This is a genomic window from Blautia marasmi, assembly GCF_900258535.1.
GTDB classification, from domain to species: Bacteria; Bacillota; Clostridia; order Lachnospirales; family Lachnospiraceae; genus Blautia; species Blautia hominis.
In genome coordinates, this window is record NZ_OIWX01000001.1 from 2,002,116 (window position 1) to 2,014,075 (window position 11,960).

The 11,960-nt window shown below is 46.9% G+C and carries 8 protein-coding genes and 1 riboswitch; all 8 genes read right to left on the reverse strand.

Going from position 1 to position 11,960, the window contains the following annotated elements:
* Window positions 1-396: 396 nt before the first annotated feature.
* Window positions 397-578: riboswitch (cobalamin riboswitch) on the reverse strand.
* A 419-nt stretch (window positions 579-997) separates the two neighbouring features.
* The 8 genes from C6P39_RS08835 to C6P39_RS08870 all read right to left on the reverse strand — a co-directional run bounded on the left by C6P39_RS08835 (window position 998) and on the right by C6P39_RS08870 (window position 11,945).
* Window positions 998-1,795, reverse strand: coding sequence for an adenosylcobinamide amidohydrolase (locus tag C6P39_RS08835; RefSeq protein ID WP_242986999.1), 798 nt, complete (start codon window positions 1,793-1,795; stop codon window positions 998-1,000).
* Between the two features lie 11 nt (window positions 1,796-1,806).
* The gene (locus tag C6P39_RS08840; RefSeq protein WP_104803514.1) at window positions 1,807-2,094 is read right to left on the reverse strand and encodes a hypothetical protein; all 288 of its coding nucleotides are present in this window, start codon (window positions 2,092-2,094) and stop codon (window positions 1,807-1,809) included.
* Between the two features lie 34 nt (window positions 2,095-2,128).
* Entirely contained in the window at window positions 2,129-2,956 is an 828-nt protein-coding gene (gene srtB, locus C6P39_RS08845) for a class B sortase (protein WP_104803515.1), read from the reverse strand.
* A 3-nt stretch (window positions 2,957-2,959) separates the two neighbouring features.
* Window positions 2,960-3,826: an ECF transporter S component gene (locus C6P39_RS08850; protein WP_104803516.1), complete on the reverse strand. Its 867-nt coding sequence runs from the start codon at window positions 3,824-3,826 to the stop codon at window positions 2,960-2,962.
* Window positions 3,813-5,585, reverse strand: coding sequence for an ABC transporter ATP-binding protein (locus C6P39_RS08855; protein WP_104803517.1), 1,773 nt, complete (start codon window positions 5,583-5,585; stop codon window positions 3,813-3,815). The genes C6P39_RS08850 and C6P39_RS08855 overlap by 14 nt, the downstream gene beginning before the upstream one ends.
* Complete coding sequence (locus C6P39_RS08860; protein WP_104803518.1) at window positions 5,572-6,618, reverse strand: energy-coupling factor transporter transmembrane component T; 1,047 nt, start codon at window positions 6,616-6,618, stop codon at window positions 5,572-5,574. Before C6P39_RS08860 ends, C6P39_RS08855 begins: the two co-directional genes overlap by 14 nt.
* A complete protein-coding gene (locus C6P39_RS08865) occupies window positions 6,611-7,828 on the reverse strand; it encodes a DUF4430 domain-containing protein (protein WP_104803519.1) in 1,218 nt (405 codons plus the stop codon). The genes C6P39_RS08860 and C6P39_RS08865 overlap by 8 nt, the downstream gene beginning before the upstream one ends.
* A gap of 64 nt (window positions 7,829-7,892) precedes the next feature.
* Window positions 7,893-11,945 (reverse strand): Ig-like domain-containing protein, encoded by a 4,053-nt coding sequence (locus C6P39_RS08870; RefSeq protein ID WP_104803520.1) that lies wholly within the window; start codon window positions 11,943-11,945, stop codon window positions 7,893-7,895.
* Between the last annotated feature and the right edge of the window lie 15 nt (window positions 11,946-11,960).

The window sequence follows — 11,960 nt, forward strand, 5'->3', positions numbered from 1 at the left end:
TATAACCCTTTTGTCTGCCGGGCTCCTGCTAAAGAGCGCGGACATTTTCACTCCCCGTGCAGAGACTCGGCCATCTACGGCTCCCCCTGCATCTCCGCGGGGATCTTTTCTGATGCAAAAATAAAGCTGCTGTCAGACAGATATCCTACAGCAGCTTCACACACTATTTTTTTACCTGCAGGAGGCCCGTGGGCGAATTTGTTAGACCAAGCTCTATACATTTGGGGTGCGGAGGAATATATAGAAACAAATTCGTCTCCACTGACCCTCCTGCTTTTTTGGATGCATAAATTCCTCACACAGGTTCCTGTTTCGTTCACGTTCTAAGCAGGCATTCCATATCAAATGTCATAATGGATGGAAAACTTTCGTCGGAAGTTTCAACCTTTTACTTATCCAAGCAGGTTTCCTGACTCACAGATCTGCACTTAACGCTCCTTCTCATATAATCTCTTATACAATGGATCTTTGCGCTTCGCTCCCTGTTCACAGTGACCGGATCGTCCAGGACTTACACCTGATTCCCTTTTCACCAGGATTCTTTAAAAGAGGGCAAAACATAACCCTGGTGCACTTGGTAAGCTGATATGGAATTTATACACACATATACATTAGCATACTGCTGACTGAATGTCAACCATTTCTCTTTAAATCGCACGTTTTCAGCGTTTTTCTTTGTTTTACTGCATTTTCATCTAGTACAGCATTGCGTAAGTTTCGGTGATAGAGTGCCTGATATTTTCGTCAGTGCAAGGCGCCGAAGCGACGGCGTAGCGGTTCCTACGACTAGCTTCGGCAACGCGGCACTGGCGTAAATAGCGGGTGCTATATCACTGGAACTTATGCAACGCTGTACTAGTTACTTGATACTTTTAATTTCTCAGAATAATATATTCTTCCGTGTCCCTTCCTATACCTTAAAATGCAGCACTTGCTGCTGCATAAGTTATGAAGTGCCCCGAACATGATCTGCTGTTGCTTTAAAACCAGCCGTGCGTTACTCTTTGCCTGGTATGCTGTCCATATCTTTCTGCCATCCTCTGACCGCCTCTGCAATCTCGGGGTAATTATGCTCATCCTCTGGCTGTAAGATTTCCAGGCATTTTTTTCTTCCTCTTTCTGTTTCCTCCCAATCCAAAAGTCCCCAATGCCTCTGTTCCAGCAGACACGCTTCTAAAACAGCCCATAATACGCCGCTGCTGCTTCTTTTCCATTTATGGACTTTCTCAACAGCCTCCTGTTCCTGTATATGATCATCCAGTCTCATGATACGGCTGGTCAGCACATCCTCTGTCAGTCCAAACCTTCCCAGACGCCTAAGCGCGTCATGCTGTACGGAAGCGCCAACGCCGCTCTGCCTGAAGAGAGCCTCTTTCACAGCCCTTTTCACAACCCGTCCAATCAGTTCTCCTGCCTTGCTGTAGCTCCCTGTCTCCGTCAGATGAAGGGAGGCATCCATATCTGATACCAAGATCACACCATCCGTACCGGACCCGGTGGCAATCCCCCATGAGTATCTGCTGGAAATACACAACTCCTGGATTGCCGCCGCCTTTGCCTCTGTACAGGTGATCAATGCCTTTGCAAGTGCTCCGTCTGCCAGGTCAGCATGGATGAACAGCATAATATTGATGGTTCCCAACGTTTTGGATGAAACTTTTTCCCAATATCCCCTCTCCTCACACCATTCAGTGGGATCTCCTGCCCGCGCCCCGTTTACTTCAATACCGCCTGTGACTATGGCTGTTACCGTAAGGCTGCAAAAGCTCTCTGATAGAAAAACTGCATTCCGCATACTTGCCGCAGTCATGATACCGGCAGAGGTGTCCGGATAAAGCCGATGATTTCTTTTGACACATACTGCATGTGGCTCTCATAGGTCCCGCCCTGCAGAGAGATTTCTTTATTTCCTTCCTGCTTACCGTCAAAATTATAGACAGCAGTCAGATCCGTGCGCATCCCGCCGTTATGAGGAGCAGAGCTGAGTACCTTTTTTCTTCCGTTGAACCTGACGGCAATATAGCTTTCACCTTCCAGAAGAGTATCCTTACTTCCGGGCAGCGTCTGTTCTTTCTGGGGTTTATTTATATCCATATTCTTGTACACCTCCGGGTAGTTACAATGGCCTCTACTTCTTTTCTACGCCGTGCACCACCAGTCTGACTGAGGCGTCACTGGTACAGGTTGCCAGGGTGACTATCTTATCAGAAGTCGTCACCGGCACGTCCAGTTTTTCTTCCGATGCTTCAGTGACTGTCTGAAGAAACTGACGGAACGCCTGCGCATTTTCAAATTTGATTTGAAAAGCCATATCCTTCTTCGTTGCATTTGCATCGTGATAGGAAAAAATCTGATACTCCTTCCACCCGTCTTCTGAATAAATCCAGAAGCAGGGATTGTCCTTCACGATTCCCTCGTCACGTATCTTCTTCATGTTTCCGAACATGGAACCATCCCTCATGTTATGGCCGTAAATGAAAGTATTATCATCCTTAAGATCCTTATTGCCATACGCATCCAGAAAAATACTCCCCACTGCGTTTTTGTCCCCTGAGAAGGTGTGCTTGATATAATAGGAATTGTCACTGTCCTGCATAACAGGATAATTGATTCCCAGTACCGGATAATACAGCCATCCCACAGTATCCGGGTTCTCCTTCTGCAATGCCTTTAGATCCACCTGTACATCAGGTACCTCGGCCTCATCACCGGTTTCAGGTACCGGCTTGTCTTCATTTCCATCCATACCAGCTGTCTTCTGCACCTGTTGGTACTCCTCACCTGCCCGCTCATACTGCTTCTGCAGGGATATCATATTAAAAATGCCATACAGGATGATACAGACTGCACCCAGAATGACCACATTTAATATCCTGTTTTTCTTTTTTTGCCTGGCAGTGTCTGTTCTTTCCTCTGCCGCCGTATTTTCCTCCGGTTTTTTCTCTTCTTCTGCCATATCCTACTCCTCGATCAGACCATATTTTGTTTTGATTCTCTCCAGTTTTTCAATCATGGGTTTACTTGCTATCAGGAGAAACAGAACGGTTGCCGCTCCATGTACCATATCCACCGGCAGCCCGGACATGTAAATCGCCAGAAGGTTCCTCTTAGTCAGGGCATAAGACATCATAGTAAGGGACGCGGGGTTCATGATCCCGCCGTATATGAAAAGTGCCGCCCAAAAACCATAGATGCAAAGAGATATCTTCCTTGCCTTGAGCCATCCTTTCTGAAACAAAATACCTGCCAAAAATCCGATAATACCCATGGCAAACATCTGCCACGGCGTCCACGGTCCCTGCCCAAACAGCATATTAGAAGCCAGCATGGAAACTGCCCCTACCAGAAACCCGGACTCCGCACCAAAGCACACGGCGGAAATGATCACCACCGCCATGACGGGCTTAAAACTGGGAACCATGAAAAATGCCGCCCTGCCTGCCACCGCTATTGCCGACAGGACCGCTAAGATCAGCATTTCTCTTGCCTGCGGCTTTCTGCTCTCAAATGTCATAAAAAACGGTATCATGGAATAGACCACGATCACAAGACTCACAACAAGATACTTCCTGTCCTCAAAGAAATATATACCGATCCATATGGTAAGCGGGATCAGCAGTATGATCAAAAGTATAGCAGTCAGGGTTCTTTGCGGCAGCTTTCCCTTGTTTTTGGGAGCTGTCAGCAAATCTGTGTATTCCAGCAAGTTATATCTGGCAGGTTCCTCTTCCCCTGTATCCTCCCAAAAATCCGTATCCACCGCTCCGTCGCTTTTTCCGTCCAGAAAAGCATCCAGAAAACGGTCAAGTTTTTCATCCTGAAGCATCTTGTCTCCCCCCGATACATTCCCTGATTCCGGCAGCCACGTCCTCCACTGTCACAGCTTCAGGGAAAAACTGCCGTGCCATGCGGTTCGCTGCTGTTGTGTAAAAATTGTTCCCCGCAAAAAATTCTTTTGCAGGCTTATCCGTAACCACATTTCCCTCAAAAAACAGACCCACCCGGTCCGCATACCGGGCACAGAACTCTACATCATGAGAAATCAGAAGGATAGTGACCCCATGCTGTGTGAGCTTTTTCAGTATTTCACCTAATTCCTTCTTATAATGATTGTCAATCCCCTTGGTAGGCTCATCCATGAGGAGGATCTTAGGGCGCAGGAGCAGCACTTTTGCAAGGGCCAGCCTCTGCTGCTCCCCTCCGCTCAGGTCATAGGGGTGGCGTTCCAGTAGGTGTTCCAGTTTGGTCAGGGTTACAATCCCTTCTACAGCCTCCCTTTTTTTCATCTCTATGGGAAAAGCATCACTTTTTCTCTCCTTCTCCCCATCCAGCAGTTCATATAGATCGGCACGCACCGTTTTCTTCACAAAAAGGCTCTGCGGATTCTGTGGCATGACACCGAGAAAACCGTGATACAGTTCATTGTCAGTATATTTCTCTATATTTTTTCCTTCCAGCCAGATTTTGCCTCTGTAGGGATACCGTATACGGGCGATCAAATTCATGGTGGTGCTTTTTCCCGTTCCGTTTCCTCCCACCAGCGCAAAGATTTCGCCTTTTCTTACATCCAGGGATAATCCTTTCACCACATCCGGAAGTTCCCGCTCATACCTAAACCAGATATCCCGAAGGCGTATCTCCGGTATGTCCCGGCCTGCTGATGTATATACCTTCTTCCCGGATTTGTGCCTGTCCGCCTCTCTGCCATCGGAAGCACCGGATCTGTCTCTTCCCTCTGATGCCCTGGCTGTGTTTTTTCCCAATTCCTGTTCCAGCCACTTTCTTCCCTGCCGTACGGTCAGCGGACATTCCTGCCTGCTGTCTGTACCCGCATACACCTGCATAGGTGTGGGCATGGAGAGGAACATATCATGTCCCAGCTCTTTCAGCCTGCTGCCAATCTCTGACGGGGTACCGTCTGCGATCATGCTGCCGTTGTCCATGACATACACCTTATCCGCCCAGGGGATGACATCCTCCAGGCGGTGCTCCGTCAGAATAACCGTGGTTCCCACATCCCGGTTTATCTTCCTCACAGTCTCAAGAAAATCCGACGCTGCTATAGGGTCCAACTGGGATGTGGGTTCATCCAAGATTAAAAGCTTGGGATGCATTGCCATAACAGAAGCCAGGTTCAGAAGCTGCTTCTGGCCTCCGGAAAGTTCACTTACGTTTCGCAAAAACCAGGCCTGAATACCGAAATAAGACGCCATCTCAGCCACCCTCAGCCGGATCGTGGCGCTGTCATATCCAAGGCTCTCCAGACCAAAAGCCAGTTCGTGCCATACCTTGTCCGTAACGATCTGATTATCCGGGTTCTGCAGTACATAGCCAATCTCAGCACTTTGGGTTCTCTCATCCACATGCTCCAGCTCTGTGCCAAAGTACCGCATACTGCCGCTTTTCCTCCCATGGGAGGCAAGAACTGTTTTCAACTGCCTTAACAGCGTACTTTTCCCACATCCGCTTTTCCCGCACAGGACCACAAAGCTTCCTTCCTCAACTTCCATGTTTACCCCGGTAAGCGCGGGTTCCTCCTGCTGGGGATACATAAAACTGAACTTTTCTATCTCAATGCAATTCACAGTCAAATCCTCCCTGCATTTCTTTTTCGCCGTACATATATTCTTCAAATGTCACTTCCGCATTGGAAAATGCAGACCGTTTTGTCTTCTCCTCCTCTTTCATGTACCAGGGAATATTTCTGTCCAGACACATCCTCTTCTCCAGCCTTTTAAACCGTACATCTTCCCACACTCCCAAAAGTACAGGAAAACTGCAGAAAAGAGCCCACGCCAGGTAGGTAATGACACTCCAGGGTGTCAGAGGTATCCCGCCTATTTTAATCACCGGGTCATACTGTGCAAAAGAGAAGCCTATGTAAAATCCCAGAAAACTAACTCCCATCAGGCCGCCCAGGAATCCCGTAATGAAGGTATCCCTCCTGTCAAAATAATAGATGGAGAAAGCAGAGCGGCCCTTCAGCCCATATCCCCTGGCCCTCATGGAATCAGAGGTGTCAATGGCATTTTCCAGCGCCCATGTTATAAGAATAGACAATGTGGTGATGCCATAGCGGATTTTTTGAAGCAGCCTGCCATTGCTCATATCCCGCCCCACGCATTTCTGTCCATTGCGTATCACTTTAAGATGGGCACTGAATTTGGGCACAAAGCGGAATACCATGGACAGTACCAGGGAAAGCGCAGGAATGACCCGTCCGAACAGATACACAAATTTATCCGTTGTCATCACCTCGTTATAACAGGTGAACCACAGGATGGCTATAAACAGCATGGAGGACAGCACAATACCATATACAATGGCCTCCAGTGTCACCGGCCCTGTTTTCAGGTAAAAAAGCGTGGTAACTCCATAGTGGTTAAATGCAGGATTGATAAATGCCACAATGATCATTGCCGGCAGCGTAAAAGTCAGGTTGAATTTCACCAGCGTTTTCCATCCTTTCAGGCGCAGCGCATACAGGGTAGCGCCGAAAAAAGAAATGCCTAGCAGTACAGGATGGCTGAGAAACATGGTGACAAAAAGCACCGTGATAAAATAAAACAAATTCACTGCAGGATGACAGGAGGAGAACGCATCCGCCCGTTTATTCATAATACTGATCCCCCACATCACGTCCCAGGTCGCAGGTGTAGCGCCATTCTATCACATCATTGTCACTTACCTCATACTGGGAACAGCCGTAGTTGGGATACCAGCCGTTTACGCTGTACATCCAGCCTGACAGTTCACCGCAGTCAAATTCATAGAGCTGGTTGATCCCTTCTACATAATAGGAGCCGTAGGCAGGTGTATACTTTGCACTCATTTGAATTGAAGTATCTTTACATACCCTGTAGAGTACATCATATACTGTCTCACCAGGAGAGTACTCCACCTGGGACGAATATAGGATCCAGCCGTCGGAGGGCACAAAATCCGCTTTTGATGTTTCAAGGTTGTCCCAGTTGTTTAAAATCGTTGAACACTCAATTGATATGGTGCATGTATGGGATGTTCCCTGGTTATCCGTGTTTTCATCAGGTGTTTCACCACTCCGGTTTTCTGTTGTCTGTCCCGATCCATTTATCTCATTCTCTGCGGGCGTATTATTTTTATCAGTACCTTTGGTCTTGTCTTTGTCTTCCCCATTATCTGTTTTGTCATCAGAAGTTTTATTTGAAACGTTATCCTCTTTACTCTTACCGGCAAGTACATAATAAGTGTCTCCCACTTCTAATGCCTTAAAAGAGAGCACGGTCAGCTCCTTATCTCCGACTCCTGAGCTTGTTTCTATCTCAACATCACAGATTTTCTTTGCTTTGCCATCCACATATTTGCAGAGAATCGCTGTATCCGCATCCCATTTTTCATTCAAGGTAAGATTCAGGGATGCAGGTGCCACCAAGTTCATTTTCTCCAGTGTAATACCCAGTCCGTATGGGGCATTCCCCCCCGCCTTCTTTACCTCCTCTGTTTCATCATCAGGGAATGCGATCTTTAAGTTTTGTTCATCCGGATTTTTTATCTGCTTGCCTTCATAGGTCCATATGTAAGTAATACCTTTATCTCTATCTTTTCCGGAAAATTGGAATGTTCCGTCTTCACCTGATATTGTCTCTATTTGGGCAGCCGTAATAATACCGTCATCCGGTATTTGATTTATTTTTTCAAGACCCTTAACGGTTTTATCTTTTTTTTCTACGGTATCGGTCTTTTCAAGCTGTGTAATCTGGCTGCTATTTATTTTTTGGCTACAGCCTCCGTTGACCAGTACTGCCAAAGCCAGTAAAAGGATCGGGAATATTTTATTTCTTCTTCTCATTTATTCTGCCTCCAACACAGCACCGAAAGGGAGAGTGCCTACAGACATTTTCTCCCTTTTCATGCTAATTTTTTTTCTTGAAGTACACACAAACACCGATCAATGAGGCACCGCAAGCTATACAGAGTATATAAGGCAATGTATTTTTGTTAAATACCTTGGCCAATCCTTGTCTGCTCTCACTTCCGCCGGCGCCGGCGGCGGCTTCTGCTGCATCATGAGCTGCTGTCGTTCCCGCATCACTGCCAGTTTCGGGCTCGTAAGTATCTCCGTTAAAACTCCAGGGTACCTCTTCCTTACCCTTTTTGGAATCACTTCCCTCGGTCTTCTTCTTGGCTGTGCTGCCACTGTCCGCTTTTTTCTTTCCGCTTCCGTCTGCTGTTTTACTGGTTGAGGACTGGGTGCCTCCCGTCTGCTTTGAGCTTACAGAACCGGATTCTGATGATACCTCCTCCTGCAGACCTGTTCCCTTGCCGTCACCAGTCCCGCCAGGCTCTACAACCAAATCTGACATATCGTAAAGGCTGGTCTTTTTATCCAGAAAGCGCCGGTAAGCTACCAAAGAATAGAACCCCTGCCCTGTTGCCAGTCCATCCACAGTCCCCGGTTCAGCACCTCCGTTATTTTCTGCTCCGGCCTTTACATGCATAAATCCGCTGTCCTTTATATGGTATGAGATCATATTTTCAACAAGCCACTTTCCATTCTTTATAAACCTGGGGTCTGTCTGAGGATCAATACCCAATGCACTAAGCGCTGTAAGGATCTGAGCTCCCGATTCAGAGGTTTCCACATTCATGGTTGCAAATCCACCGCTGGATAGCTGCATACTGCCAAGATTGTCCAGTGCTTTATCAATCGCTTTTGTCACCTTGTCATATCCATCCTTCTTATAATAGGGTGCCAAAGCCTGAAGAGCCATACCCGTCATATCTGAGTCAGCTATTTTGCCGGTCAGCGTCCACCCGCCATCCTTTACCTGCGCATCCACAATATAATCTATCAGCTTCTGCTCCGTTGTCCGGTTAGAGATTCCGCTCACCTCCGGAATGGTATAATCCGGATGGCAGTTAAGTGCGATCAAAGCCCATATGGGACCATTACGGCCCTGTGATGTTACCTTATCGAAATCGGCAAGATACTCTAACAGATTATATCCTGCAACATCTCTGGCGTCCTTTCCTATAGCGGTCACTGTCAATATTGTTTTACTGTACTCAGAATATTTTTTTGTATCTGTAAGTTTCCCTTTCTTTTCAACAATATAATTTGCCAGATGGTTATAATATGTAGAAAAGTAACTGTCATCCAAATTTGATCCGTTGCGGGCAAGGGCAATAACATACCATTCACTTCCGATTGTTGGACTCTTATCTACCTTGAGAACATATTCTTGTGTCTCTGAAAGCACTTCCGCCAATGGCCGGGACAAGGCATTTGCCTTTGTTATAACCTTAACCTTTACAGTTGCCTTAACAGATGACTTATCTTTCACAGATGCGGATACGGCAGCTGTTCCTTCCTTTTTAGCTGTGATCACACCATTGCCGTCAACAGCCACAATAGAAGGATCTGAACTTTTCCACTCATAATCCACCTTACTGGTGGCATCAGATGGGATCTTTTCAGGATTTAATGTCTTACTGTTTCCTTTTGTGATCTGGATCTGATTTTCAAGACTTAAACCGGTAAGCGGAATCGGAACGTCAACCACTAAATACAGTCCGCTTGCTTTTACCTTGGTGGAAATTGTATCCTTTCTGCTATTGATCTCCGCTTTACATTTCTTCAAATTTCCATTCTGATAAGAGAACAGTATAGGATTTTCCATGGAGGACAGCTTATTTACCGTAAAAGTCAGTGTGATATTTTTTTCCTGTTCATAGCTTTTTCCGTCCCTGATATCTGTATAGGACAGATTCCATGCTGCCTGGGGTTTTTCAGCGTTTTTATATTTTTTGCTGATTGCTTTTTCTGCTTTCTGTGTATCCTTGGTTATTTCGGCATTTGTTTTTATATACCAGTAGCTGTCTGCATTTACGCCATTATGGCTATGTATGCTGCTCCCTATCCGGTTTTTAACTTCCCCGATCTTTTCTGCTGTACTCTCTTCTATTGACAGCAAGTCTTTACATTCATCATAGGCGTCTGCAGCTTTGAGAAAGTTTTCCGTCTCAACCGATTCCAGATCCACTTCAGTAGTGATATCCATAATCTGCGCTGCATCCGTGATGAGCCGGGACAGGGCAGAAAGTGCCCATGTCAGCTGATCTTCCGCCCCTTCAAAAAGCTGCCCCTTCTGAGCATCGTCCAGCATATGATACTCTTCTGCAGCCTGCCTGATCAGGGCGGCTTCATCCAGCGTCAAATTTCCGGGCAGAGATGCCAGGATACTGTTCACTGTATGAACTTGTGCCTCCAGCTCTCTCATTCTTTTCACAGCGCTGTCCAGTTTATTTTTGAGAGAAGTATCTATCAAAGCCTTCTCCTCCGCCTTCAGCCCCTCATATGCAGCCTGTGCATCCTCCACTGATTTTCTGCTGTCAATGTTCAAGGCAGACAGGGATGGGATCTGCCCTATAAGACCTTCGGCAGTATATACATTTGCATATTTTTCCTGAAGTGTCCCCATCATAGATACACATCGGTCCAGCTTTTGTTCCAGTTCTGTCCGGTGTTCGAGATAAGACTTTGCCTCTTCCGATAATGACTGAAATGCGCCAAACGCCTCCGCCACCTGAGCGGCATCCTGAATCGTTAAATCCCCGGCCTTCGGAAGTGCCTCAACAAGAGCCGCTGCCGCCTCTGCCATCTCCATAGCATTTCCCACCGTCACCTGACAGGATGCAGCTATCTGCGTTCCCGATTTTACAACCGTGATGACTGCATTTCCTGTGGAAACCGCTGTCACCAGTCCTTCCTGTGAAACCACAGCCACATTATCATCACTGCTGCTCCATTCCAGACAGAGCGCCTCTGTGGCATTGGACGGTGTGCCCGTCACGTTAAGCTGATAAGTCTGTTCCGCCTCAAAAAACAATGCTGTCTTATCCAACGCGATCGCTGTAAATGGCCTGGCTGTAACCGTGACTTTACATGAGGCGCTTACTCCGTTTTGTGTGGTTGCCGTTATGTCTGTTTCCCCGGGTGTATGAGGTGTAACGTTGCCTTTGTTATCAACACTGGCTATGGATTCGTCAGAAGTACTCCATACAACCTTCTTAAATAAAGTCTCCTCCGGATATATATCCGCTGTAAGCTGCACTGCCGGGTCATTGTCATACAAAGTCAGATCATTACTGGAGAGAACCACCCTTTCCGGCCATACCGTCTGTGTCTGAGGAAGATTTTTAAGCGCACTGTCCACTTCACTCTGGGAAGCATTCAGTTTCTGCATTACTGTCAGCGCTGTTTTATATGCCTCTTTCTCCTCCTCTCCTTGAAGCCAGGAGTCTGTATCCTGATTAATATATGCAATTTTTTTCAGCAGTTCTGACTTATCTGCCTTCTTGTAAATGGAACCATAGGCATTTGTTCCTTCTATATCAAGTCCGGTTCCATATAAGCTGAACTGTATCCGCACAACGTCTCCCGCCTGCAGTTTGTAGCCATTCATACTATATCCTGGAAACGTTTCATTAACGGAATACATCCATCCAGATGTTGTGGTACCTGCATTCTCGTCTGAATATGAAAACTCGGTAAGGTTGGGCTTATATTCATTTACTAAGCTGTCATCCAGCTTATATCCATCCTTCTTTGCCTTGTCTTTAATAACTTGGGGAACTCTCAGGGGCAGTCCATCCCCGTCAGCGTCGGAAATACCCTCCAGATACCAGCCATAAGAGCTGTCCTTCGTTACAATACAGGGGTATCCCTGGTCTTCCATATACCGTTCCAGAAGTGTGGACACCGTGTCACCGCTCTGCAGCGGCACCACGTCCGGCACCGTCACCCAGCCTTTGCCCAAAGCAAAACGCTCTACAGACAAAACCACGGAATTGGAAGCATCCCGGGCCATGACCGGCGCCGGAGTACCCAGCGCCAGTCCCAGACCAAAGAAGCATGCCATCAGGAAAGCCCATATTCTTTTAAATGTCATTTTCCTTCTGTTCATACGCTTCCTCTTTTC